Origin of the sequence: Streptomyces sp. NBC_00448, assembly GCF_036014115.1 — a bacterium.
Taxonomy (GTDB): Bacteria; Actinomycetota; Actinomycetes; order Streptomycetales; family Streptomycetaceae; genus Actinacidiphila.
Window position 1 is genome coordinate 2,048,630 of the sequence record NZ_CP107913.1, and the last position, 22,926, is coordinate 2,071,555.

23 protein-coding genes and 1 riboswitch are annotated in these 22,926 nt (G+C 73.2%); of the genes, 12 read left to right on the forward strand and 11 right to left on the reverse strand.

The window, feature by feature from the left end:
* Positions 1-39 precede the first annotated feature (39 nt).
* A complete protein-coding gene (locus OG370_RS08655; protein ID WP_328462249.1) occupies positions 40-642 on the reverse strand; it encodes a DUF6529 family protein in 603 nt (200 codons plus the stop codon).
* 5 nt (positions 643-647) lie between these two features.
* Positions 648-1,241, reverse strand: coding sequence for a COG4315 family predicted lipoprotein (locus OG370_RS08660; RefSeq protein ID WP_328462251.1), 594 nt, complete (start codon positions 1,239-1,241; stop codon positions 648-650).
* 206 nt (positions 1,242-1,447) lie between these two features.
* On the opposite strand from OG370_RS08660, the gene msrA reads away from it, so the two are divergent.
* Positions 1,448-1,960 carry a peptide-methionine (S)-S-oxide reductase MsrA gene (msrA, locus tag OG370_RS08665; RefSeq protein WP_328462253.1) on the forward strand — a complete coding sequence of 171 codons (513 nt, stop codon included), beginning with the start codon at positions 1,448-1,450 and terminating at the stop codon, positions 1,958-1,960.
* Between the two features lie 53 nt (positions 1,961-2,013).
* Here msrA and OG370_RS08670 read toward each other — a convergent pair whose 3' ends face one another.
* The 3 genes from OG370_RS08670 to OG370_RS08680 all read right to left on the reverse strand — a co-directional run bounded on the left by OG370_RS08670 (position 2,014) and on the right by OG370_RS08680 (position 6,553).
* The gene (locus OG370_RS08670; RefSeq protein ID WP_328462255.1) at positions 2,014-2,901 is read right to left on the reverse strand and encodes a discoidin domain-containing protein; all 888 of its coding nucleotides are present in this window, start codon (positions 2,899-2,901) and stop codon (positions 2,014-2,016) included.
* Positions 2,902-2,910: 9 nt separating this feature from the next.
* Positions 2,911-4,509, reverse strand: coding sequence for an alkaline phosphatase D family protein (locus OG370_RS08675; protein ID WP_328462257.1), 1,599 nt, complete (start codon positions 4,507-4,509; stop codon positions 2,911-2,913).
* A gap of 271 nt (positions 4,510-4,780) precedes the next feature.
* On the reverse strand, positions 4,781-6,553 hold the full coding sequence (locus tag OG370_RS08680) for a glycosyl hydrolase family 28-related protein (RefSeq protein ID WP_328462259.1): 1,773 nt from the start codon (positions 6,551-6,553) through the stop codon (positions 4,781-4,783).
* A 424-nt stretch (positions 6,554-6,977) separates the two neighbouring features.
* Between OG370_RS08680 and OG370_RS08685 the strand changes: the two genes are divergently transcribed.
* Positions 6,978-7,628, forward strand: a complete 651-nt coding sequence (locus tag OG370_RS08685) for a VOC family protein (protein ID WP_328462261.1) — start codon at positions 6,978-6,980, stop codon at positions 7,626-7,628.
* 150 nt (positions 7,629-7,778) lie between these two features.
* Here the strand turns inward: OG370_RS08685 and OG370_RS08690 are convergent, their stop codons facing one another.
* Positions 7,779-8,453 (reverse strand): TetR/AcrR family transcriptional regulator, encoded by a 675-nt coding sequence (locus OG370_RS08690; protein WP_328462263.1) that lies wholly within the window; start codon positions 8,451-8,453, stop codon positions 7,779-7,781.
* Positions 8,454-8,525: 72 nt separating this feature from the next.
* On the opposite strand from OG370_RS08690, the gene OG370_RS08695 reads away from it, so the two are divergent.
* Positions 8,526-9,347 (forward strand): class I SAM-dependent methyltransferase, encoded by an 822-nt coding sequence (locus tag OG370_RS08695; protein WP_328462265.1) that lies wholly within the window; start codon positions 8,526-8,528, stop codon positions 9,345-9,347.
* Between the two features lie 40 nt (positions 9,348-9,387).
* Here OG370_RS08695 and OG370_RS08700 read toward each other — a convergent pair whose 3' ends face one another.
* The gene (locus OG370_RS08700; RefSeq protein WP_328462267.1) at positions 9,388-9,966 is read right to left on the reverse strand and encodes a dienelactone hydrolase family protein; all 579 of its coding nucleotides are present in this window, start codon (positions 9,964-9,966) and stop codon (positions 9,388-9,390) included.
* A gap of 71 nt (positions 9,967-10,037) precedes the next feature.
* Here OG370_RS08700 and OG370_RS08705 point away from each other — a divergent pair, with 71 nt between their 5' ends.
* Together OG370_RS08705 and OG370_RS08710 are read left to right on the forward strand one after the other, a co-directional pair.
* A complete protein-coding gene (locus OG370_RS08705) occupies positions 10,038-10,622 on the forward strand; it encodes an ArsR/SmtB family transcription factor (protein WP_328462269.1) in 585 nt (194 codons plus the stop codon).
* Positions 10,623-10,863: 241 nt separating this feature from the next.
* Positions 10,864-11,571: a peptide deformylase gene (locus tag OG370_RS08710; RefSeq protein ID WP_328462271.1), complete on the forward strand. Its 708-nt coding sequence runs from the start codon at positions 10,864-10,866 to the stop codon at positions 11,569-11,571.
* Positions 11,572-11,665: 94 nt separating this feature from the next.
* Here OG370_RS08710 and OG370_RS08715 read toward each other — a convergent pair whose 3' ends face one another.
* The 3 genes from OG370_RS08715 to OG370_RS08725 all read right to left on the reverse strand — a co-directional run bounded on the left by OG370_RS08715 (position 11,666) and on the right by OG370_RS08725 (position 14,458).
* Positions 11,666-12,685: a transcriptional regulator gene (locus OG370_RS08715; RefSeq protein ID WP_328462273.1), complete on the reverse strand. Its 1,020-nt coding sequence runs from the start codon at positions 12,683-12,685 to the stop codon at positions 11,666-11,668.
* Between the two features lie 203 nt (positions 12,686-12,888).
* Positions 12,889-13,446 (reverse strand): orotate phosphoribosyltransferase, encoded by a 558-nt coding sequence (gene pyrE, locus OG370_RS08720; RefSeq protein ID WP_328462275.1) that lies wholly within the window; start codon positions 13,444-13,446, stop codon positions 12,889-12,891.
* Positions 13,447-13,561: 115 nt separating this feature from the next.
* Positions 13,562-14,458, reverse strand: coding sequence for a LysR family transcriptional regulator (locus OG370_RS08725; RefSeq protein WP_328462277.1), 897 nt, complete (start codon positions 14,456-14,458; stop codon positions 13,562-13,564).
* A 34-nt stretch (positions 14,459-14,492) separates the two neighbouring features.
* Here OG370_RS08725 and OG370_RS08730 point away from each other — a divergent pair, with 34 nt between their 5' ends.
* The 6 genes from OG370_RS08730 to OG370_RS08755 all read left to right on the forward strand — a co-directional run bounded on the left by OG370_RS08730 (position 14,493) and on the right by OG370_RS08755 (position 20,827).
* Entirely contained in the window at positions 14,493-15,275 is a 783-nt protein-coding gene (locus OG370_RS08730) for an NAD-dependent epimerase/dehydratase family protein (protein ID WP_328462279.1), read from the forward strand.
* Positions 15,276-15,599: 324 nt separating this feature from the next.
* Positions 15,600-16,307, forward strand: coding sequence for a G1 family glutamic endopeptidase (locus tag OG370_RS08735; RefSeq protein ID WP_328462281.1), 708 nt, complete (start codon positions 15,600-15,602; stop codon positions 16,305-16,307).
* 514 nt (positions 16,308-16,821) lie between these two features.
* A riboswitch (cobalamin riboswitch) is annotated at positions 16,822-17,025 on the forward strand.
* A 19-nt stretch (positions 17,026-17,044) separates the two neighbouring features.
* The gene (locus OG370_RS08740; RefSeq protein WP_328462283.1) at positions 17,045-18,142 is read left to right on the forward strand and encodes an ABC transporter substrate-binding protein; all 1,098 of its coding nucleotides are present in this window, start codon (positions 17,045-17,047) and stop codon (positions 18,140-18,142) included.
* Complete coding sequence (locus OG370_RS08745; protein WP_328462285.1) at positions 18,139-19,260, forward strand: FecCD family ABC transporter permease; 1,122 nt, start codon at positions 18,139-18,141, stop codon at positions 19,258-19,260. Before OG370_RS08740 ends, OG370_RS08745 begins: the two co-directional genes overlap by 4 nt.
* Positions 19,257-20,072, forward strand: coding sequence for an ABC transporter ATP-binding protein (locus tag OG370_RS08750; protein WP_328462287.1), 816 nt, complete (start codon positions 19,257-19,259; stop codon positions 20,070-20,072). The genes OG370_RS08745 and OG370_RS08750 overlap by 4 nt, the downstream gene beginning before the upstream one ends.
* Entirely contained in the window at positions 20,069-20,827 is a 759-nt protein-coding gene (locus tag OG370_RS08755) for a (2Fe-2S) ferredoxin domain-containing protein (RefSeq protein WP_328462289.1), read from the forward strand. The genes OG370_RS08750 and OG370_RS08755 overlap by 4 nt, the downstream gene beginning before the upstream one ends.
* A gap of 75 nt (positions 20,828-20,902) precedes the next feature.
* Here the strand turns inward: OG370_RS08755 and OG370_RS08760 are convergent, their stop codons facing one another.
* The gene (locus tag OG370_RS08760) at positions 20,903-21,571 is read right to left on the reverse strand and encodes an SGNH/GDSL hydrolase family protein (protein ID WP_328462291.1); all 669 of its coding nucleotides are present in this window, start codon (positions 21,569-21,571) and stop codon (positions 20,903-20,905) included.
* A 300-nt stretch (positions 21,572-21,871) separates the two neighbouring features.
* On the opposite strand from OG370_RS08760, the gene OG370_RS08765 reads away from it, so the two are divergent.
* A complete protein-coding gene (locus OG370_RS08765; RefSeq protein ID WP_328462293.1) occupies positions 21,872-22,912 on the forward strand; it encodes a zinc-binding alcohol dehydrogenase family protein in 1,041 nt (346 codons plus the stop codon).
* The last annotated feature ends 14 nt before the right edge of the window (positions 22,913-22,926 follow it).

Here is a 22,926-nt window from a genome sequence, read left to right on the forward strand (position 1 = left end):
CGCGCCCGGGCGGACCGGTCCGGCTCGGTTCGAACCGCTTCAGCCCACGCCGTAGCTCGACGAGGAGAAGCCGGGGACCGAGTAGCCGTTGAGCACCCACAAGGGCGCGGTGTACCAGAGGAGCGCGACCCCGACGAGCAGCAGGGAGCCCATGACCGGGAGCAGGAACCCGGGCAGCCGCTTGCTGCGGACCACGATCACCTTCGCCACGAACGCCCCGTAGAAGGCGCACCCCGTGAACGAGTGGATCGCCACGCGCGGGGAACTGGTCTCGATGCCGTAGGTGACGAGGCAGTGGAACGCGATCGGCAGGGAGAACAGGAAGAGGAAGTAGCCGAGCACGCGGTGTCCGGTGCGCACCGGATGCGGCGCGGCCCGCACCCCGGGGATGCGGCCGAACATCCACAGCGCGAGCCCGTACTGGATGAGGACGAGGCAGAGCAGCGCACTGCCGAGCCTGGCCTTGAGGTCGACCGCGTCGGTGCCGTGCTGCCCGTAGATCCCGCTGTTGTAGTCGGGGGTGTGTTCCTTGCCGAACGCGTAGATCCCGAAGGCGACCGCGATGGGCACCAGGACACCGAGAGCCAGGAGTGCGGCGCGGGCACCGGGCCCGCGCCGCCTCTCGTGGGGCTCGCCCGCCATCCGGCTCAGCTCGTGACCTGCTTGCCCTTGGCGTTCACGACGTACCACAGGGCGCCGAACTGGTTGAGGCCCTGCCCGTTGGTCTGGCCGGCCTTGGTGTCGCCGACGTAGTAGTACAGCGGGTGGCCGTTGTAGCTGACCTGCGTGGCGCCGCCGGAGCGCTTGGCCGTGCCGAGCAGCGACTTGTCCGCGCCCTTGCCGGGTTTGGCGGCGCCCTTGGTGGTGAGCAGGGGCGGCCAGGCCGCGGCGCAGGCGCCGGTGCAGGTGGAGACGTTCTTCTTCTTGTCGGCGTCGAACAGGTAGAGCGTGCGGCCCTTGGCGTCGACCAGGATGGCGCCGAGCTTGCCCTCGGTCTTGGTGGCGACGGTGGCCTGCCCCTTCGCGATCGCCGCGCTGGCCGTGGCGGAGGCGCTGGCCGCCTTGGAGGACACCTTGGCGGACGCGCTGGCCGCCTTGGACGAGGCGGCGCCCCCGGAGGAACCGCCGCTCGACGCCGAACCGGCGGCCGAGGTGGCACTGCTGCCGGACGAGCAGCCGGTCAGCACGGCGGCAAACAGGGCTGCGGCGGCACAGGTGGCCGCCCTGGCGGTGCGCTTCATCAGGGGCTCCGAGAGGTGAGCTGGGCGATTTGCTCACAGCGTCGCGCCCGGCCGCCGCGCGCCCTGCTCCCGGCGCACGCACGCGCCGCCGAGTCCACCCTTCCGGCGCATTTCCCGCGGCCGGCGTCCCCTGGACGGAATCGAGCCGGCCCGGCAAACGTTGACGTCGGTGGACAGACGTGATGACCACGAGTGGGAGGACCGAGATGGCCGCGCAGACGCAGAGGGCCGTACTGGCCGGCGGGTGCTTCTGGGGGATGCAGGACCTGATCCGCCGGCAGCCGGGCGTGACCGCGACCCGGGTCGGCTACACCGGTGGCGACGTGCCGAACGCCACCTACCGCAACCACGGCACGCACGCGGAGGCTATCGAGGTCCACTTCGACCCAGAGCGGACCGACTACCGCGCGCTGCTGGAGTTCTTCTTCCAGGTCCACGACCCCAGCACGAAGAACCGCCAGGGCAACGACATCGGCCTCAGCTACCGCTCGGCGATCTACTACGTGGACGACGAGCAGAAGCGGATCGCCGAGGACACCATCGCGGACGTGGACGCCTCCGGTCTGTGGCCCGGCAAGGTGGTCACGGAGGTCGAGCCGGCCGGCCCGTTCTGGGATGCGGAGCCCGAGCACCAGGACTACCTGCAGCGGTACCCCGACGGGTACACCTGCCACTTCCCGCGGCCGAACTGGAAGCTGCCGGCCCGGGCCGGGGGCTGACCCCGGACACCGCAAGAGGGCGGGGCCGCCAGGCCCCGCCCCCGCGTGCGTGCTCAGGACGCGTACGCCTCCAGTTCCACGATCCGTGAGTACGTGACGCCCTCGTTGCTGGCCAGGGTCACGATGCGCAGGGCGGTCGCGGTCTGCGCGGCGAAGGTCGAGCTGACCTCGCCCGCGGTGTTGTCGCGTACCTGGGCGGCGGTCTGCCAGGAGCCGTCGACCTGAAGTTCCACGTCCCAGGCGGACAGTCCGTAGCCCGCGGCGGGGTACTTCGCCGAGTCCAGGGTGTACAGGTCCACCCGGCCGACGGAGACGGGCGCGTCGAAGGTGACCTGGAGCCAGTCGGGGAAGCTGCCCTTGGTGGAGTCGTTCCACCCGGTGGTGGTGCCCCAGTCGGCGGAGTCGCGGTCGCCGTCCACCGCGCCGCAGGCCGGGTAGTGCGGCAGGTTCTCCGAGGACGCGGAGACCGGCATGTAGCGCACCAGGTTGCCGGTGTCGTTCACCGGCGCGGGCTCGACCTGGACCGGCAGCGACAGCTGCTGGTCGCCGGCGTGCACGGTGATCGTGTACGCGCCGGGCGGGGTCGTCCGCGGCGCGCTGACGTCGATCTCGACCTTCAGGGTGTAGCCGGACGGCAGGTAGCTGGAGACCAGCGACCGGGAGACCGTCAGCGGCGCGGGCGCGTCGATGAACGCGTCGGCGTACACCGCGGAGCTGCCCGCGTTGCCGAACCGGAGCTGGAAGCCCTGGACGGCGCAGGGCACCGGGTCGACCAGCACGTGGTCGACGTCGGAGCCGAGGGTGAGCTGCTGGGCCGCCCCGGCCCTGGCGGGTGCGGCGGCCAGCGCGGGCGCCACCGCACCGAGCGTCACGAGCATGACAACAGCGGCGACGACGGCGAGCGCGCGCCGGCGCGCCGACCCGAGGAACGTCTTCGGCATGGTCTCCCCCTACGCCGGGTTCAGGCCGGGGTGCCCGGCCTCGACGGTGAACTTCCTGATGGTGCTGATCGGCGCGCCGACCCGGTCGATGTACGGCACCGCCCGGTAGGACGCCTGCAGTTCGTGCGGGGTCAGCTCGACCACGATGTAGCCGCGCCGCTCGTTGACGAGCTTCAGGTGCGGGTTGTGGTCGAGGAAGTTCTGGCCGTTGACGGAGACGTCCACGCCGTTACCGCCGCTGCTGATGGAGGTGGCGACGAGTTCCACGCCGATGGTGGGCGAGTCGGGGTCGTCGAAGTCCCGCTTCATGTCCATCGCGTAGGCGGCGTGCACGTCGCCGGTGACCACCACGGGGTTGCGGGCGCGCAGCCCGGCCAGGCCGTCGAGGATGCGCGTCTGCTCGGCGGTGTAGCCGTCCCACGCGTCCATGTTGAAGGTGGGGGTGCCGCCGGCGTCCAGGTCCATCCGGCTCATCACGACCTGGTTGGCGAGCAGGTTCCAGGTGGCGCGCGAGGCGCGCATCCCGTCGAGCAGCCAGCGCTGCTGCTGAGCGCCGGCGAAGGTGCGGGCGGGGTCGTCACGGCCCGGGTTGTCCGGCTTCCACAGGTCGCCGTCGGCCTGGTCGGAGCGGTACTGCCGGGTGTCGAGCACGTTGATCTCGGCGAGCCGGCCGAAGGTGAAGCGGCGGTAGAGCAGGTAGTCCGGGCCCTGCGGCGCGGGGGTGCGCAGCGGCATGTGCTCCCAGTAGGCGCGGTAGGCGCTGGCCCGGCGGACGGTGAAGTCGTCGATCGGGTCGAGGCTCTTGGAGTACAGGCCCGCGTAGTTGTCCTGCACCTCGTGGTCGTCCCAGGTGCCGATCCACGGCGTGTTCTGGTGGGCGGCCCGCAGGTCGGGGTCGGACTTGTAGAGCGCGTACTGGAGCCGGTAGCGGTCGAGGGTGTCGGCCTCGGTGCGGAACTGGTCGGGCACCGGGTCGGTGGTGTTGCGCAGACCGCCGGCGGCAGAGATGCCGTACTCGTAGATGTAGTCGCCGACGAAGAGCACCGCGTCGACGTCCTCGGCGGCGAGGTGGGCGTGCGCGGTGTAGTAGCCGTCCGGCCAGGACTGGCAGGAGGCGACGGCGAATCTGAGTCGGCCCGGGTGGTCCCAGGGCGCGGGGGCGGTTCTGGTGCGGCCGACCGGGCTGAGGTGGCCGTCGACCTTGAACCGGTACCAGTAGTGCCGGCCGGGCTGGAGCCCTCGCACGTCCACGTGCACGCTGTAGCTGTACTCCGGCTGCGCGGTCGCGGTGCCGGAGCGCAGCACGTGCCGGAACCGCTCGTCGGCGGCGAGTTGCCACTGCACGTCGACCGCGTGGTACGGCATACCGCCCAGCGGTTCGTACGGCTGCGGGGCGAGCCGGGTCCAGATCACCACCGCGTCCGGCAGCGGGTCGCCGGAGGCGACGCCGAGGGTGAACGGGTCGCCGGGCAGCGGGGTGGCGGCACTCGCCGCTTCCGCGTGCGCCACGTTGACCCCGAAGGCGAGTGCGGTGGCCGCGCCAGTCACGGTGAGGAACCGCCGCCGGGTCTGCCGTGCCGCCTGCCGTGGGAATTCGTCGGATGTCACGTGTCGGGCTCCTTCCAACGTCCGGCGGCCGGCCGGAATTCCGGCGGCCGCCTGTTCATTAGCAAGGTGCCATATGGACGCCGAACGACTCCTCGTCGAGCGGAAGATGACCGGAAACCGTCCGAACTCCCCTGCGCGGCACATTGTTCACGCGTCCTCACATGTGGAATTCGTTCGGCCGTTTGACGGAACGAAAGGTGCCGCCGGGTGCGGATCGCACCCGGCGGCACCGGGGAGGTGGATCAGGGCGGCAAGGCCCCGGGTTCCCGGCTCAGGACGGGAAGACCGGGGCCGGCCAGCCGCCGCAGTACGGGGTGCCGTCGATCCCGGAGTTGCCGCCGCCGTCGGTGACCGCGAAGTTGTTCCCCTCGCAGTTGTAGACCGGCGAGGAGGCGCCGATCCCGGTCGCGGTGACACCGGTGAACGTCGCGGCGCCGCCGGTCTGCTCCTGGAGCGCGAACGTCCCGGCCCCGCTGATCGTCACGTTGTTCAGGCTGACCCCGCTGATGGTGCCCTCGACCCACTGCACGGCCTCGTACGGGCTCTGCTTGATCAGCAGGTCGGAGACGTTGATCGGGCCGGTGATGGCGCCCTGGCTGCCGTCGAACCACAGCGCGCCCACGCCGAACTGCCAGTTCGGGTCGAGGCTGCCGTCCCGCACCAGCGTGTTGTCGCTGATCGTGGTGGTGCCGACCGGCGTGGAGGTGAAGCGCTGCCCGACGTGGATGCCGCCGCCCTGCGTCAGCCCGGTGTCCTGCACCAGGTTGCCGCTGACGGTGTTGTCGTGGCCGCCGTAGATCGCGATGCCGTTGGCGAGCATCTGCAACTGGACGGTGTTGTTCGAGATGGTGTCGTTGGCGTCGGCGCCGAGCGAGGAGTCCGCCCAGGTGGCGATGCCGTCGTCACCGGTGTTGCGGATGTCGCTGTTGGTGACCGTCGAATTGGTCACCCCGCCGTGGAAGTTGATGCCGTCGGCGGTGGTGTCGCGGATGCGCATCCCGCTGAAACTCAACTTGTCCATCGGGCCGTCCATCCAGGCCCCGACCTTCATGTGGTCGATCCACACGTCCGACACCGACGAGTCGCTCATCGCGCCGCCGATCCCGTTCACCTGCGCGTTGTCGTCACGCTCCTGGACGTCGCCGAAGATCGCGAAGTCCTTGAGGTGCACGTTGCTGCTGGGCGACGGCGCGGAGTTGCCGTAGAAGCCGGGAGCCGCGCCGGTGACGGTGGAGTACCACATGCCGGCGCCCGCGACCGTGACGTTGTTGACGCTGATGTGGCCCGGGACCTTGAAGGTGCCCGGCGGAATCCACACGGTGCCGCCCGCGCCGGCCGCGCTGACGGCGGCGTTGAACGCGTCCGTGGAGTCGGCCGCGCCGGTCGGGTCGGCGCCCTTGTCGACCACCGACACAGACCCCGAGGGCTGGGACTGTGCCGCGGCGACCTGTTCGAAGTCGGCGAGGTCGAGGGTGTAGGAGGACGCGCTGTCGCCCGCGTCGACCTGGAACTTGAAGGTGGTGCCCGCCGGGTACGTCGTGTCGAAGAGCCGGTGCGCCTCGTCGTAGAAGTGATGCGGGTTGCTGCCCGGCGAGTTGGTGAACGGATAGCTGCCGTAGTACCAGGAGTACGCGTTCGTCAGCGTGAAGTCCGGCTGCTTGGTGCCGTCGACGTACAGCGACAGCGGCGCCGTGTACACCGAGCCGTCCGCGGAGTCCGGGATGCTGTACCGGAAGTCGATCGAGTTCGTGGCGACCGGCGTGGTGAACGTGACGTACGCGCCGGAGTCCTGCAGCGTCACCGCCTTGCGGTTCGACGCCTCGTCGGCCAGCTGGCCCTGGGCGTAACTCGGGCCGATCACCGAGCCGTTGGTGGCGGAGTCCTCCGCCTGCACCTCGCTGTAGGGAAGGCTCGCGCCGCTGCCGCCGGTCGCGGCGGCGAACGCCGGAGGGGCGCTCAGCGCGAGGGCGCCCGCCGAGGCGAGCAGCGCGGCGCAGCCGCCGAGGGCGGCCGCCCGCCGGAGACTTCGGAGGGGTTGGGACATGTCTTGCTCCTTTCCGCACACCGCCCCGTCGGCTCCACCGGCGGCACCGCGCCCGCCTCAGGACGGCGGACAGAGTGGGACTCAAGGAGCCGGAGGGAGTCGAGGGAGCAGAGTGGCGTGGGTCACGACGCAGAGGACCGTAACCCCTGGGATACAGAGCCGCAATATCCGAATCCATTTTCGTCGATTCCTTGCAGCGGCTTGCAAGAGTAGGCGCACGAGGTCGGAGTGAGGGTGTGGTGAGGCCCGCGTGCGGGTCCGTGAGGGGAGTGTGCGGGGTTTGCGCGCGAGCCCGGGCGGGGGGGTTCGGCGCGGCGCGAACCGGCAGGTCGGACGGCCGCTCGGGTGGAATCGGGCGACCCGGGCGCGGGCCCGCCGCCGCGGGGACGGCGAAGTGCGCGACCGCGGTGCTACGTTGCCGCGCATGGTCGAAAGCATCACAGCGAGGCAGTTCCACGAGGCGGCCGGCGTCGATGACTGGCGAGTGCTCTTCGCGGGGGCGAGCGCGCACTTCCGCACCGGGTCGTTCGCGACCGGCGTCAAGCTGGTGGACGCGATCGGCGCCCTGGCCGACGCGGCGAACCACCATCCCGACGTGGACCTGCGCTACCCGGGGGTGACGGTGCGTCTGACGACCCACGAGGTCGACGGGTTGAGCGAGCGCGACGTCGAACTGGCCCGGCAGATCTCGGCGGCCGCGCGGGAACTGGACGTGCCGGCCGACCCGAGCGCGCTGAAGTCCGTCCAGGTCGCGATCGACGCGCTGGTCGGCCCCCGGGTGATGCCCTTCTGGCGCGCCCTGCTCGGCTACCGGTCGGCGGGCGAGAAGGACCTGGTGGACCCGGGCGGCAGCCAACCGCCGTTCTGGTTCCAGACGATGGACGCGCCGCGCACGGAGCGCAACCGCCTGCACATCGACGTCACCGTCCCCCACGACCAGGCGGAGGAGCGGATCGCGGCGGCGATCACCGCCGGCGGCCGGCTGATCTCCGACGCGCACGCGCCGGCCTGGTGGACGCTGGCCGACCCGGAGGGCAACGAGGCGGACGTCGCGACCTGGATGGGCCGCGGCTGAGTCCTCCCGTCAACTCTGCCGCTCAACCGTGCCGCCGAGCCCTGCCGTCCGGCACGTGCCCGGCACCTGCGGGACACCTGCCGGGAGAAGGTTCCGGCCGACACGTTCGGCCGGACCCTCGTCAGGTCCGGCCGCCGAGCGGGCCGCACCTCAGGTCCGGCGGGGCCGCCGTCGCAGGACGTCGGCCAGCACCGTGGTCACCAGCTTGTCGACGGCGGCCATGGTCGGCGGGTCGGGGTCGAGGTCGGGCTCGCGGTCGGAGCCGGAGCCGGAGTTACGGTCGCGGTCGAGGTCGGAATCGCGGTCGCGGTCCGCGAACAGGAGATGCCCGCCGCCGACCAGGGAGAGGGTGAGCGAGTCGATGTCGGCGTCGGCCGCGATGCGACCCAGGGCTCGCTCGTCGGCCAGGTAGGCGGAGACCGCGGTCGCGACCTGGGCGAGGATCGCGATGCCGCCGCCGGGCTTGGCCTGCCGCAGCCGTGCGCGCAGCTCGTCCCGGAAAGTGATGAGCGGGATGATCGCCACCGGAACCGGCCCGAACAAGGTGGCCAGCGCGCCGGTGAGGTTGCCGGCCACGGTGCCGGTGCCGACGGCCTCGCGCAGCGCACGCGCCTGCGTCTCGAGCCGTGCGGCCCGGTCGAGCACCAACTCGGTGAGGAAAGCGTCGAAGTCGGCGAAGTGCCGGTGCAGGACGCCCTTGGCACAGGCCGCCTCGTCGGTGACGGCCCGGCTGGTCAGCCCGTCCGGGCCGTCCCGCAGCAGCACGCGTTCCGCGGCGTCGAACAACTGCTGCCGCGCGTCGCGCAGGTGTACCCCGGTCGGCACGTACCGATCCTCTCGTACGCCGGTCGCCCGTCATCCGTTGGCAGATGGGCGCTTGCCCACTAAAGTGAACGCATGCCCACTCTACCGCGAGAGCAACCGGAACCGGCGCCACTGCACCAGGCTCGGCAGATGGCCGAGTCCTTCGGCACGGACCCGCAGCGCTACGACCGGGCCCGGCCGGCCTACCCCGACGACCTGGTGGCGCGGATCGCCGCCGGGAGCCCGGGGTCCGACGTGCTCGACATCGGCTGCGGCACGGGCATCGCAGCCCGCCAGTTCCAGGCGGCCGGCTGCACCGTGCTCGGGGTCGAGCCGGACGCGCGGATGGCCGGCTTCGCCCGGACCCGCGGTCTGCCGGTCGAGGTGGCGGCCTTCGAAGCCTGGGAGCCGGCCGGCCGAGCGTTCGACACGCTGATCGCCGCCCAGTCGTGGCACTGGGTGGACCCGGCTGCCGGCGCCGCGAAGGCGGCCCAAGTCCTGCGTCCGCAAGGGCTCCTGGCGATCTTCGGGCACGTCTTCGAGCCGCCCGCCGAGGTGGCCGAGCCGTTCGCCGCCGCCTACCGCCGGGTGGCGCCGGACTCCCCGTTCAGCACCCAACCGGCGCGACGCCCGCTGGAGATGTACCAGGCGGGGTACGCCAAGATCGCCGACACCATCCGCGGGACCGGGCGGTTCGACGACCCGGAACACCGGCGGTTCGACTGGGAGCGGCCCTACACGCGCGACCAGTGGCTGGACCTGCTCCCCACCACCGGCGGCCTCACCCGGCTCCGCCCCGACCAACTGACCGAGATCCTGGGATCGGTCGGCCACGCGATCGACGCCCTGGGTGGCGGTTTCACGATGCGCTACACCACTCTGGCGACCACGGCCGTCCGCGTCGCCGCCCCGTGACCCGCCGCTGAACGATGGATGCCCGCGACGCGGACCCCGCCTACCGCAGGCCGTCGAGGAACTCGATGACACGCTGGGTGAGCAACTCGGCCGCGGCCCGGTCGTAGGACGGCAGTGAGGAGTCCGCGAACAGGTGCTGCTTGCCGGGGTAGAGGAACAGCTCGGCACGCTCGGTGGCGGCGGTCAGCTCCCTGGCGGCGTCGAGGTCGCCCTCGTCGGCGAAGAACGGGTCACCGTCCATCCCGTGCACCTGGACCGGGACGTCGGCCGGCCAGGCCTCGCCGAACTCGGACACCGGGAGGCAGGCACTGATCAGCAGAGCGCCCTTCGCGCCGGCGCGGGTCTGGGCCAGGCGCTGGGCCGGCATGACGCCGAGGGAGAAGCCCGCGTAGACCACCTCGCCACCGAGCGGCGCGGCAGCGGCGACGCCGAGTTCCAAGACGGCGCCGAACCCCGTCCGGCTCGCGTAACCGATGCCCTGCTCCAGGGTGTCGAAGATATGCCCCTCGTAGAGGTCCGGCACGTGGACGGTGTGGCCTGCCCGGCGGAGCTCGGCCGCGAACGCCTCGACTCCGGGAGTCAGCCCCTGGGCGTGGTGGAACAGCACGACCTCGGCCATGGCTTGCCTGCTTTCGACTCGTGAACGATCCAAATTTCTCGAACGATCGGCGATGCTAGTCTCATCCGACCATGTCGAGCAACACTCCCGACTACGACCTTGACGAGACGATCGAGCTCACCACCGCCGCGCAGGTGCGGGCCATCAGCGACCCCCTGCGCACCACCATCCTCGGCCTGCTGCACGAGCGCGCCGCGACCGTCACCGAACTCGCCGCCGCGGTCAAGCGACCGAAGAGCACCGTCGCGCATCACGTCGGCGTCCTGGCCAAAGCCGGTCTGCTGCGCGTGGTGCGGACCCGCCGGGTCCGGGCGATCGACGAGCGCTACTACGGCCGCACCGCGCGGATGTTCTTCGTCGGCCTCGGCCGGCAGACGGCCGACGGCGCGCTGCCGCCGGACTTCAACGACTTCGAGGTGGCGGCGAAGGAATCGGCCGCGGCCTACGAGCTCGGGCAGTTGCGCGGGTTCATCCGGCGGGCCCGGATCTCGGAGGAGCGGGCGGCCGAGTTCTGGGCGCGCGTCGAGCAGGTGATCCACGAGTTCGACGCGCTGCCGCGTTCCGGCGAGACGGTCCACGGGTTCGCCGTCGGCCTGTATCCGATCCCTGACCACCCGACGCTGCCGCCGCCCCCGGACACCGGAGAACAGGGCTGACGCGTCGGCCCGCCCCTCCGGCTGCCCCGGTCCCCGCGCCTTCCGGCTGCCCCGGTCCGCGCCCTTCTCCCTCGGGTCACCGTGAGCCGCCGGCCACTTCGCCGTGGCTGTGCGAGCGCGGGGGCGGCTCAAGAGGACTCACCGGACGTCGCACCTTGCGGAAGAGCGGCCACCACGCTTTGCAAAGCGTGCTACTTTGCAAAGCATTCGGTCGGGCGGGACGTGAAGGGCGTTGGCGGCCATGGCAGTTGGGCTCGGGGGCAGTGCTTCCGCGCGGGAGCAGGCGCGAGCACGCGTACGGGTCCAGGGCCGGCCGGTCGCCTCGTATCCCCGCGTCGCTCCCGAGGTCGAGCGCGGCACGGTGCGTCGTATCACCGTCGTCGGCGAGGAGGTGCTGGCGCGGCCCTGCCGCGAGGTCGTGGAATTCGGCGGCGCGGACCTGGCCCGGCTGGTCGACGACATGTTCGCCACCAACCACGTCGCCGGCGGCGCGGCCATCGCGGCCAACCAAGTCGGCGTGGACCTGCGGCTGTTCGTCTGGGACATCACCGACGAGTGGGGAGTGCGGCACGTCGGGCACATCCTCAACCCGGTGCTGGACGAGGTGCCGGCCGCGCGCCGCCGGCTCGTGGAGGAGCCGGAGGGCTGCCTATCGGTACCGGGGCCGTATGTGCCGCTCGCCCGGCCGGACCGCGCGGTGGTGCGCGGGCGCGACAAGGACGGCACCCCTCTCACGGTCGAGGGGCGCGGCTACTTCGCCCGCTGCCTCCAGCACGAGACCGACCATCTGCACGGCCACCTCTACCTCGACCGGCTCGCCGTGCGCGAACGCAGGTCCGCGCTACGGGAGATGGCCGCGGGCAAGGACGCCGTGCTCGCCCGCCGCGCCGCCGACGCCGCGCGCCTGGGCAAGGAGTATCCGCGGGAGCCGCCGGCGCAGGGGCGTTGACGCGGGGGCCGGCGGGAGGTCGGCGGGACGCTCGGTGGGAATGGTCGGCGAGCAGCGCTCGGCAGGAGCGGCGCGCGGCACCCGGCAAGTGGTGTCAGCGCGCGGCGAGCGGCAGCGCCCCGTCGAGGATGGCCGCGCCGAGCGGCGTGACCGCGTGGATGACGTTGCCGCCCTCGCGGCGGCTGACGACGAGCCCGGCCTCGCGCAGCGCCTTCGCGTGCTTGCTGGCGGAGGCCGCGGAGGTCTCCAGGCGGCAGGCGAGTTCGCCGTTGGTCGCGGGGGCCAGCAGCGCGCCGAGGGCCCGGGCGCGGGTGGCGCCGAGCAGGCGGGCCAGCGCGTCGGCGTGGTGCGCGCGGCCCACACCGGGACCGGCGCACAGGGTGTGCTCGATCGGGTGGACCAGCACCGGCGGCAGGTCGGCGTCGGCCATCGCCACCGGGGTGCGCCAGCAGAACCATGACGGGATCAGGTACAGACCCCGGCCGTGTAAGTGCAGGTCGCGGTCCTCCGGGTAGGTCAGGTGCAGCACGGGCGGCTCCCACCGCCCGACCGGTTTCAGCGCGCGCAGCAACTCGTGCGCCCCGCCGTCGAACACGGCCCGGGCGCGGTCGGACCGGTCCGCCGCGACGCCCTTCGCCACACCGGTCCAGTCGGGTGCGATCACCGCGTCGTGGAGGCCGCGGAAGGCGTCCGCGATCTCGTCCAGCCGGTCCTGCTCCCCCAGGGCCAGCCCGCGCAGCCACCCGGCCGCCGCGGCCGGCGGCGGGCAGGTCCGCGCGAGCACGGCGGTCTCGGCGCGCAGCCGGCCGCGTGGGGTACGGCGCAGCGCGCCGATGCCCTCGGCGATCCCGTCGGCCGCCTCGACGGGGTTGAGGAAGTCCGGGAAGTAGGGCGCGCCGGGCGGGGCCAGCATCGCCAGCAGCCGGGCCATCGGCGCGAGCCCGCGCCGGGTGATCTCCGTGCGCGCCTGATTCCGCCACCGCGCGTAGACCAGAGGAGTGCGGTCCCGCCCGATGAACTGCTGGAGGCCGAGCAGTGTCTCCCACAGCGGGTCGGGGGTCCTGGCCACCCGGACCCGGGCAAGATCCGCAGGAGTGAAGTGAATTCGCAACATTGCTCCCCCAAGCAACAGCAAACACATGTGGTTGCGATGTTCAATTACCCCGGGGGACGACAGTGTACGCACCGGCGGTTCCCGGGTGATTCCCGGGCGATTCCCCGCACCGTCACCTACGCACCGCCACCTGCGCAGCCGCGGGCAGGCACCGCGCACTTCCACCCGCACACCGCCACCCGCACACCGCCACCCGCGCACCGTCACATGGCGAGTTCGCCGCGCCGGTACACCGCGTCGAACGCGAATCCCGCGTCCGCCACGTTCCGCGCGCCGCCCTGCTCGCGGTCGAGCACGGCGAGCACGCCGACCACCGTGGCGCCGCACTCCGCGACCGTGCGGGCGGAACGGATCGACTCCGCGCCCGTGCTCACCACGTCCTCGACGATCAGCACCCGGTCCGCCGGCGCCAGCCTGCCCTCGATGAGGCGCCCGGTGCCGTAGCCCTTCGAGCGCTTGCGCACGATCACGAACGGCAGACCGGTGCGCAGCGACAGCGCCGTTGCGAGGGCGACGCCGCCGAGTTCGGGCCCCGCGAGCACATCGACGCCCTCCGGTACCCGCTCGGCCAGGAAGTCGGCGACGCGGCTGAGGAGTTCGGGCCGGGTCTCGAAAAGGTACTTGTCGAAGTAGAAGCCGCTCTCCTCTCCCGAGCTGAGCACGAACTCGCCGCGCAGGAGCGCGACATCGACGATCCGCCGCCCCAACTCCGCTTTCGCCGCTTCGCCCACGTCGTTCGCGGAGTCTCCAGCAGGCCGCACGATTCGTCCACCTCATCCGTCCGGCGAGAAATTCCCCGCACCCTAACACGGCGCCGCCAAGCCCGAATTGGCCCGCGCGCATCCTCGACCGCGCCCATCCGCCTTTGGCTGGAGGTCATTTCAGGGCGGCGCGGATGGTCTCGCGCAGCCAGCGCTGGGCCGGGTCGGAGTCGAGGCGGGCGTGCCAGAGGAGCCGTACGTCGAGTTCGGGCAGGTCCGCGGGGAGCGGAAACCAGCGGATACCGAGGGCCCGGCCGTACTGCTCGGCGAGGCGTTGCGGGACGAGTCCGACGTGGCCGCTCGACGCGACGAGCAGCGAGGCGACCGCGAAGGTGGGCACGACGGCGGCCACGTGCCGGCGCAGTCCTGCGGCGTCGAGCGCGTCGTCGAGCGGCCCGCGGGTGCGCCCCCGGCGGGAGGCCGAGACGTGGGGATGCCGGCACAACTGCGCGAGCGTAGGACGGCGGTTGCGGCCCAGCGGGCTGTCGGCGCGGACGATGCCGACCAGCCGTTCGCGGTAGAGCACGGCCCCGCGGATGTCGGGGGCCGCCACGTCGCCGACGCCGATGTCCAGGTCGACCGAGCCGTCACGGAGGGCCTCGACGCTCTCGCTGCCCTCGCCGACGAAGCGCAGGATCACACCGGGGGCGACCGCGGACGTGGCGTCGACCACCGCGGCCGCGAGGGTCGCGGCCACGCCGTCGTTGATCCGGATCGTGAAGGTGCGTTCGAGCTCGGCGATCGGGACCTCGCGGTCGCCACTGATCAGCGCCGACGCCTCGTCGAGCAGCGACCGCACCCGCGGCGCGGTACGCAGTGCGAAGGGGGTCGGCGCCATCCCCCGGCCGGCCCGCACCAGGATCGGGTCGTCCATCGCCCGCCGCAGCCGGCCCAGCGCCCGGCTGGTCGCCGGGATGGACAGGTGCAGGCGTTCGGAGGCCGCGGTGACGCTGCCCTCCTGGAGCAGCGCGTCGAACACGCGCAGCAGGTTCAGATCGAGCCGCTCGGACATGGTTTGCATCCTACGCAACCTCCTATTGTGAAAGTTGCGTGGCACGGAGGGCGTCCGGGTGGTCCGGGGCGACCTCGACGACCTGGACGGCATCCGTGCCGCGGCCTCCGCGGCCGAGGCCGTCGTCCACCTCGCCAACAAGCACGACTTCGCCGACCAGGCGGGCACCAACAAGACCGAGCGCGGCACCGTACAGGCCATAGCCGACGCCCTCGCCGGCACCGGCCGGCTTTTCGTCCTCGCCTCCGGCCTGGCCTTCCTCACCCCGGGCCGGGTCGCGACCGAGCAGGACAGATCGCCGTTCCACGGCGTCGACTCCCTGCGCGGCGGCAGCGAGAACCTCGCGCTGGAGTACGCGGACCGCGGGGTCGGCACGGTCGTCGCCCGGTTCGCCCCCACCGTGCACGGCGCCGGCGACCCCGGCTTCCTGGCCGCGCTCGTGGCCACCGCGCGGGCCAAGGGCGTCTCTGCCTACATCGGCGACGGCACCCACCGCTGGGCGGCGGTCCACCACGGCGACGCGGCCCGCGTCGTACGGCTCGCCCTCGACCGGCAGGTGCCGGCCGGCACCACCCTGCACGCCGCCGCCGAGACCGGCATCCCGACCCGGCGGATCGCCGAAGCCGTCGGACGGTGCCTGGGCCTGCCCGTCGCCTCCGTCCCGGCCGGCGAAGCGGCCGAGCACTTCGGCTGGCTCACCAAGTTCTACGGAACGGACATGGCCGCGGGCAGCGACGTCACGCGGACGCTGCTCGGCTGGACGCCCGACGGCCCCACCCTGATCGAGGACCTCGACAGCGGCTGCTACTACCGCTGACCGGCCGTCATATCCGTGACCCCCACCCGCCCGCGGTCTCCTGGCCGCGGGCGGCCGGCGTCCGTCCCCGGGCCGTCCCGGGCCCGAACTCCCGCTGGGGCCAGGCGCTTTCACCGCCGAGGTCTGTCACCACTCCGAGTGTTGTCATGTTCACGCCATTGCGCCATCCGGTAACAGCCGGGGCCTTCCACGCCACCCGCCCCCGGCGCCAGCATCACTACACCGGCCTGGTCGGCCAGCCTCCCCCACAACCAGACGGGCCACGGACGGCAGGCCGACTCCCCCCACCACCCTCGCAACTCCCACACCTTTGGAGTTCACCGGATGCACAAGTTCCGCACCGCAGCCCCCACCAGGGCCGCCGCCGCCGCGCTGCTCGCCCTGTCCTGCGCCTCCCTCGCCGGTCCCGCCGGCGCCGCCGCCCCCAGCGTCGAGTTCGGCGCCCACCACTTCGCCCAGCCGCTGCACGGCTTCTCCGGCGACAGCAACTGGGGCGGCTACATCGCCCAGGGCTCGTTCACCAGCATCTCCGGCTCGTGGACGATGCCCCAGGTCACCTGCAACTCCTCGAACGACCTGTACGCGCCGTGGATAGGCATCGACGGCTACGGCTCGCAGACCGTCGAGCAGACCGGCGTCCAGGTGGACTGCTCCAGCGGCGGCCCCGAGTACTCGGGCTGGTACGAGATGTACCCGGCCTCGCCCGTGTACTACAACGAACCGGTGGACGCCGGCGACGTGTTCACCGCCAGCGTGGTCGACAACGGCGGCGGCTCCTACAGCCTGAAGCTGGCCGACACCACCAAGGGCTGGTCGAAGACCACGCAGTCCTCGCTCAACGCGTCCGACGCGAGCGCGGAGGCCGTGATCGAGTCGCCCACCGGCAGCTACCCGTCCTTCAACGAGCAGGACTTCAGCGGCATCACCGTCGACGGCCAGTCGTTCGACGCCTACAACCCGCAGGCCATCGACAGCGGCCCGTACACCGAGACCGCCCTCAACGGCGGGTCGTTCTCGATCATCCCGGGCTGACGTCTCGTCAGTTCTCCTCGGGGCCGGACGCGTTCGCTCGCGTCCGGCCCCGACGCGTCTGCGGCGGGCGGGATGAGCGCGGGGCGACGTCCAGCGGGGTGTGCACCGCGTCCGTCTACGCGTCCGGCCCGGACAGCGGCCGGACGTTCGGCATGGCGCGGCGCTTGTCGACCAGGGCGTCGCGGCGGCCGAAGGCCCGGGCGGGGTGGTTGGCCGCTTGCCGCCGTACCGGCGGGGTCGGACAGGTCCAGGCCCAGGGCGAGTCCCGCGTGTCCGTCGCTCCGTGGTTCGGCCGCGGGCCGTTCCGCCGCGTCGCGGCCGCGGGCGGTGAGTACGACGTGGTGACCCTGGGCGTCGAGCTCGCGGGCGACGGCGAAGCCGGGTCGCGCCGGACGGGCGGTTTCCGGTGCGGGCACCGGGCCCCGGCGCGTCGAGGCCACCGCCGGGCCGATGCCCGACCGCCCGTCCCGCTGACCTGGGACCCTCCGGCTGGTCGGGCGGGTTGTCGCGTTTGGTAGCGTGCGCTTGCCGTGGTGCACGGGAAACCGGTGGAGAAGCCGGTGCGGCCCTCGCCACTGTAGCCGCGGAGTTGCGCGGCCCTCGCCGACCGTGCAGACGGTCGGGGCCACTGGGCGGGACCGAGACGGGTCGCCTGGGAAGGCCGGCCGCGGAGCGTTGACGCGGAAGCCAGGAGACCGGCCACGGCGCGACATCTTCCACGAGGGTTTGGAGAACACGTGCCGACCAGCGCGCTGCACCCGTTCCACCGCATCGATCAGCTCATACGCCGGCGGGCGCGCCCGAGACCCGACCGCGCCCCGCGCCCGCGCCGGGCCCGCGCCGCCCGACTCGCCGCCTCCACCACGGCCCTGCTCGCCCTCGGCGCCCTGGGCGCCTGCACGGGAGCCCCCGCCGCGAAGGGCCCCGCCACCTCCACCGGGTCCGGCCACCCCGCCGCGGTGACCGTGCGCAGCTGCGGCGCCACCACGGCCGTGTCCACACCCCCGAAGCGCCTGGTCACCCTCAACGAGGGCGCCACCGAGGTCGCGCTGGCCCTGGGCCTCCAGACGCGGATGGCGGGCACCGCCTACCTCGACGACACGATCCCGGCCCAGTGGAAAGCGGCCTACGACTCCGTTCCGGTGCTCAGCAAGGAGTACCCGACCAAGGAGAAGCTGCTCGCGGCACACCCCGACTTCCTCTACGCCTCCTACGCCAGCGCCTTCACCGACAAGGTCGCCGGCACCCGGGCCGAGCTGGATGCCGAGCACATCCCCTCCTACCTGTCGCCGTTCGGCTGCGCCGACAGCAAGCAGGTGCCGGCCGCGTCCTTCGCGGCGGTCTGGGGTGAACTCACGGACGTCGCCAAGGCCTTCGGGGTGACGGCGCGGGCCACCGCCATCGAGCAGCGGCAGAAGAAGACGCTGGCCGGCCTGGCCGCCCAGGGCGCGGGCAGGGGCCTGAACGTGCTCTGGTACGACTCCGACACCAAGACCCCCTTCGTCGGTGCCGGCCACGGCGGACCGCAGCTCATCCTCGACGCCGTCGGCGCGCACAACGTCTTCGGCTCGCTGCCGGGCGGCTGGCAGAGCGTCAGCTGGGAGAAGGTGGCCGCCGCGAACCCGGACGCGATCGTCCTCGCGGACGCCGGTTGGGACACCGCGAAGTCGAAGATCGCCTACCTGGAGCACGACCCCGTGCTCAGCCGGCTGACGGCCGTCCGCAAGCGGGCGTTCGTCGTCGTACCGTTCTCGGAGTCGACGCCGGGCGTGCTCCTGGCCGACGGCGCCTCCCAGGTCTCGGCCGGACTGGCCAAGCTGCACCCCGCGTCGTGACGGCGGCCGACCCGCCCACCGGCCGCCCGGCCGACCAGCCGACCGAACCGCTCACCGCGCGCCCGGCGGGACCGGGGCGCGCGGCGGTGGCCCTCGCCGTGGCCGCCGCCGCGCTGGTGGCGATGTGCCTGCTCGGCCTCGCCGTCGGCTCGGTGCACGAACCGCCGCGGGTGGTGGCCGATGTCGTGCTGCGCCGGCTGGGCATGGGCGACCACCACGTCACGCTGCTGGACGACCAGATCGTCTGGCAGTTGCGGCTGCCGCGCGTGGTCGGCGCCGCCGCCACCGGCGCCGGGCTCGCGGTCTGCGGCGCCGTCCTCCAGACGCTGACCGGCAACGACCTCGCCGATCCGTACCTGCTCGGCATCTCCGACGGTGCCGCGGTCGGCGCGGTCACGGTGCTGGTGCTGGGCGTCGGCGCCTCCGGCGCGGCGGCGGCGCTCGCGCTGCCGGCGGCCGCCTTCGCCGGCGCACTGCTCGCCGCCGCCGTGGTCATGGCCCTGGCCGGCGCGGGTTCGTGGGCGCTGCCGGGCAGCAGGACCGTCCTGGCCGGCATCGCGGTGGGGCAGATGTGCGCCGCCTACACCTCGTTCGTGGTGCTGGTGCTCGGGGACCGGGACGCCGCCCGCGGCGTCATGGAGTGGACGCTGGGCTCGGTGGCCGGGGTGCGCTGGCACACCGCGCTGTTCCTGGCCGCGGTCGCCGTCGCCGGCACGGCGTTCATGATCGCGGCGGCCCGGGACCTGGACGCGTTCGCCTTCGGGGAGACCGCGGCCCGCTCCTTCGGGGTCCCGGTGGAACGCGTCCGCTGGCTGCTGGTGGGCACCGCCGCGCTGATGACCGCGTGCCTGGTGGCCGAGACCGGGGTCATCGGGTTCGTCGGCCTGGTCGTGCCGCACGTCGTCCGCCTGCTGTGCGGGCCGCGGCACACCGTCCTGGTGCCGGTGTCCGCGCTGCTGGGCGCCGCGCTGCTGGTCGGCAGCGACGTCGTGGCGCGGTCGGTGCTCCCCGACCGGGAGATCCCGGTCGGCGTGGTCACCGCCGGCCTCGGCGCGCCGTTCTTCGGGTGGCTGCTGTGGCGGCAGGGGCGCGGGGCCGCGGCGGGAGGACGGGCGTGACCGCGGGGCGGCCGGTCGCGCTGCACTGCGAGGGGATCGCGGTACGGGCCGGGGCCGCCACCCTGCTGTCGGACGTGGGTCTCGGCTTCTCCCCCGGCCGGCTGACCGGGCTGCTCGGGCCCAACGGCGCCGGCAAGACCACGTTGCTGCGGGCCCTGGCGGGCCTGCGCCGGCCCGACGAGGGCCGCGTCCTTCTGGACGGCGGGGACCTGTACGCGCTGCCGGCCCGCCACAGGGCGCGGCGGCTGGCGTTCATGGAGCAGCAGGCCGACACCGGACTGCCACTGACGGCCCGTCAGGTGATCGAGCTGGGCCGGACCCCGCACCGCGGCCGGTGGCCGGTGCCGCCGGGCGCGGCGGCGGCCCGCGAGCGCGGCGCGGTGGCCGCCGCCGCGACCGCGGCTGCCGTCGGCGGGCTGCTCGACCGGAGCTGGTCGTCCCTGTCCGGCGGCGAGCGCCAGCGGGTCCAGCTCGCGCGGGCCCTGGCGCAGCAGCCCGAGGTGCTGCTGCTGGACGAGCCCACCAACCACCTCGACCTGCGCCACCAGTTGGGCTTCCTCCAGACGGTGCGCGGGCTGGGCGTCACCACGGTCGCGGCGCTGCACGACCTCGAACTCGCCGCCGCCTACTGCGACGAGATCGCCGTCCTGCTCGACGGCCGGCTGGTCGCCCACGGACCGGTGGCCGAGGTGCTGACCGCGGAACTGATCGGCAGCGTCTACGGGGTGGACGCGACGGTGGAACGGCATCCCCGCCACGACCGGCCGCACGTCCGGTGGAACGGCGTGCTGCGTGAGGAGTCCACGCCATGAACGGTGACGGCAGCGCCCTGGTCCTGGTGGGCATGTCCGTGCTGGAGGCCGGCCGCCGGGCCGAACTGCTGGACCGGGCCCGCCGGTCCGGGGCGACGATCGCGTTCCTCCAGCAGGGCGAGCCGTCCTTGTCGGCCGAGCTGGCCCGGCTGGCCGACGCGGGGGCCGAAACGGTCGTGCTGGTCGGGGTCCGGTGCGGTGACACGGGCCCCGGCCCGTCCTGGCTGCGCCGGGTCGCCGCCCACTGGTGGCGCGAGCACGGCGGGCGCCGGCCGGACGTCCTGGTCGCCACCCGGCTCGCGGAGGGGCCGGACGCCGTGGACGCCGTCGCGTCCTCGGTCCGGCCGATCACCGGCGAGGAGCCCGGCCTGACCTCCACGGCGTGGGAGGAGGTGACCGGTCACCGGCACCAGGTCCTGGTGTGCCGCGGGCCGCGCTGCACCGCGAAGGGCGCGGACGCGACGCTTCGCGTCCTGGTGGGCGGGCTGGGCGAGCACGGCCTCGGCGACGACGACGTCCTCGTGGTGCAGACCGGCTGCCAGTTCCCCTGCAACCAGGCCCCTGTGCTCAGCGTGCAGCCGGACGACGTCTGGTACGGGCACGTGGACCCGGCCGCGGCCGGGACGATCGTGACCGAGCACCTGCTGGGCGGCCGGCCGGTCGCGGCGCACCGCCTCCCGCGGCGCCGCGCGGCGGCTGTGGAGACGCCGGAGGAGCCGGAGGGTCCAAAGGACTCGCCGGACCCGGGCGACTGAGAACGGGGACCACGGCGGCCCCGAGGTCGCGGCAGCCGCGTCCGGGAGCGGGCCCGAACGCGGCGCCGTCGTAGGTCAGTTCGCGCCGGCGTCGCCCGCGGCGAGCGCACGGAAGGTGTCGAGGAAGGCGCGCGCGATCACCGCGTGGCCGGGCAGCGCCGGGTGGACGCGGTCGCGGGCCCAGTCGGCGGGCACGGTGTGCGCGAGCACGCGGTCGAAAGCCGCCTGGACGTCGACCAGCGGCAGCCCCCGCTCGCGCGCCACCTCGCCGGTGGCGGCCACGTAACGGTCGGACTCGATCCGCCACGGGTCGGACCTGTCACCCTCGATGAGGTAGGGGGTGGCGAGCACGACGCGGCAGCCGGTGGCCGCAACAGCCCGGTCCAGCAGCGCGGCGAGCGTCTCCTGGAACTCTCCGACGGGCACGGCCTCTTCCGTCTTGCCCTCCACGCCCCGCCAGCAGTCGTTGATGCCGATCTTCACGCAGAGCCAGTCCGGCCGCTCGTCCAGGACGTCGGCCTGCCAGCGCGCCGCGAGGTCGCGCACCGTGTTGCCGGAGATCCCGCGGTTGCTCCAGCGCAGCTCCAGTTCGGGTGCCTCGGCGGTCACCAGGGCCTGGATCAGGCTCACATAGCCGCTGCCGTACGGCGGCTTGTCCGTCAGGCGGCCGGCATCCGTGATGCTGTCGCCTATGAACAGCACGTGGCTGCCCTTCTCGAAGGGAAGCGTGATGTCAGCGGACATAGTCCTCGGCTCCTGTCAGTGCGCTCGGTTGGTGGTGCTGTCACGCGGTGCGGGGCCGTGCGGATTCCGGCAGCCGCCGGTGTACGCACGGTTCCCGGTCACGTCCACGTCGCGCGGCATCATCGCCGCAACCAGACCGTAGCGTGCGAACGTCCCGTCGCGGCAGGCGCACCAGGACGATACGAGGAGGTCACCGCCCTCGTGCCGCGTCCGTCGCACCCCGAGTGAGCGCGCCGTCGCCGGCCGTGAGGACACCGCGGCGCGATTGCCGGGCGCTACGGGCGGGCGCATGCTGGAGGCATGGCGTTCGAGGCCGCCCGCACGGGGGACCTGAGCGGTTGGGCGGTGAGCGAGCCGGGTCCGATCGCTTCGGGGCCGCTGCGCCCGGTACGACGGGAGGTCCCGTCACCCGGGCCCGGCGAGGTGCAGGTGCGGATCGAGGCGTGCGGGGTGTGCCGTACGGACCTGCACCTGGCGGAGGGCGACCTGCCGCCGCACCGGCCACTGACCATCCCCGGCCACGAGATCGTCGGCCGGGTGAGCGCGACGGGCGACGGGGCGAGCCGGTTCTCCGTCGGGGACCGGGTGGGCGGTGCGTGGCTGCGCGGCACCTGCGGGGTCTGCCGCTACTGCCGGGCCGGGCACGAGAACCTCTGCCCATCCTCCGTCTACACCGGCTGGGAAGCCGACGGCGGCTTCGCCGAGATGACGGTACTGCCCGAGGCGTTCGCCTACCCGCTCCCCGGCGACGCCGACCCCGCACAACTGGCGCCGCTGCTGTGCGCGGGCATCATCGGCTTCCGCGCGCTGCGGCGCAGCGCACTCCCGCCCGGCGGCCGGCTGGGCCTGTACGGCTTCGGGGCCTCCGCGCACCTCGCCGCGCAGGTCGCCCTCGCCGACGGTGCGACCGTACACGTGCTGACCCGCTCCGCCGCGGCCCGCGAACTCGCCCTGGAACTCGGTGCGTCGTCCGCCCGTGACGCCTACGACGCACCACCCGAGCCGCTGGACGCGGCGATCCTCTTCGCCCCGGTCGGCGACCTGGTGCCGGTGGGACTTGCGGCTCTCGACCGCGGCGGCACCCTCGCCATCGCCGGCATCCACCTCTCCGACATCCCCGTACTCACCTACGAGCAACACCTGTTCCAGGAGCGCGACCTGCGCAGCGTCACCTCCAACACCCGTGAGGACGGCCGGGACTTCCTCGCCACCGCCCAACGCGTCGGCATCCACGCCACCGTCACCCGCTACCCCCTCGACCACGCCGACCAGGCCCTCGCCGACCTCGCCGCGGACCGCGTCAACGGCGCCGCCGTCCTCATCCCACCCACCCCCGCTTGAGCCGGGCGCCGGTC

What these genes read in the sequence shown, in the direction of transcription:
- OG370_RS08680 (WP_328462259.1), bottom strand. Translation starts at nt 6,553, where the DNA reads ATGTCCCAACCCCTCCGAAGTCTCCGGCGGGCGGCCGCCCTCGGCGGC.
- OG370_RS08755 (WP_328462289.1), top strand. Translation starts at nt 20,069, where the DNA reads ATGAACGGTGACGGCAGCGCCCTGGTCCTGGTGGGCATGTCCGTGCTG.
- OG370_RS08710 (WP_328462271.1), top strand. Translation starts at nt 10,864, where the DNA reads ATGGCAGTTGGGCTCGGGGGCAGTGCTTCCGCGCGGGAGCAGGCGCGA.
- OG370_RS08705 (WP_328462269.1), top strand. Translation starts at nt 10,038, where the DNA reads ATGTCGAGCAACACTCCCGACTACGACCTTGACGAGACGATCGAGCTC.
- OG370_RS08670 (WP_328462255.1), bottom strand. Translation starts at nt 2,901, where the DNA reads ATGCCGAAGACGTTCCTCGGGTCGGCGCGCCGGCGCGCGCTCGCCGTC.
- OG370_RS08735 (WP_328462281.1), top strand. Translation starts at nt 15,600, where the DNA reads ATGCACAAGTTCCGCACCGCAGCCCCCACCAGGGCCGCCGCCGCCGCG.
- OG370_RS08700 (WP_328462267.1), bottom strand. Translation starts at nt 9,966, where the DNA reads ATGGCCGAGGTCGTGCTGTTCCACCACGCCCAGGGGCTGACTCCCGGA.
- OG370_RS08765 (WP_328462293.1), top strand. Translation starts at nt 21,872, where the DNA reads ATGGCGTTCGAGGCCGCCCGCACGGGGGACCTGAGCGGTTGGGCGGTG.
- OG370_RS08760 (WP_328462291.1), bottom strand. Translation starts at nt 21,571, where the DNA reads ATGTCCGCTGACATCACGCTTCCCTTCGAGAAGGGCAGCCACGTGCTG.
- OG370_RS08695 (WP_328462265.1), top strand. Translation starts at nt 8,526, where the DNA reads ATGCCCACTCTACCGCGAGAGCAACCGGAACCGGCGCCACTGCACCAG.
- msrA (WP_328462253.1), top strand. Translation starts at nt 1,448, where the DNA reads ATGGCCGCGCAGACGCAGAGGGCCGTACTGGCCGGCGGGTGCTTCTGG.
- OG370_RS08685 (WP_328462261.1), top strand. Translation starts at nt 6,978, where the DNA reads ATGGTCGAAAGCATCACAGCGAGGCAGTTCCACGAGGCGGCCGGCGTC.
- OG370_RS08725 (WP_328462277.1), bottom strand. Translation starts at nt 14,458, where the DNA reads ATGTCCGAGCGGCTCGATCTGAACCTGCTGCGCGTGTTCGACGCGCTG.
- OG370_RS08655 (WP_328462249.1), bottom strand. Translation starts at nt 642, where the DNA reads ATGGCGGGCGAGCCCCACGAGAGGCGGCGCGGGCCCGGTGCCCGCGCC.
- OG370_RS08660 (WP_328462251.1), bottom strand. Translation starts at nt 1,241, where the DNA reads ATGAAGCGCACCGCCAGGGCGGCCACCTGTGCCGCCGCAGCCCTGTTT.
- OG370_RS08715 (WP_328462273.1), bottom strand. Translation starts at nt 12,685, where the DNA reads ATGTTGCGAATTCACTTCACTCCTGCGGATCTTGCCCGGGTCCGGGTG.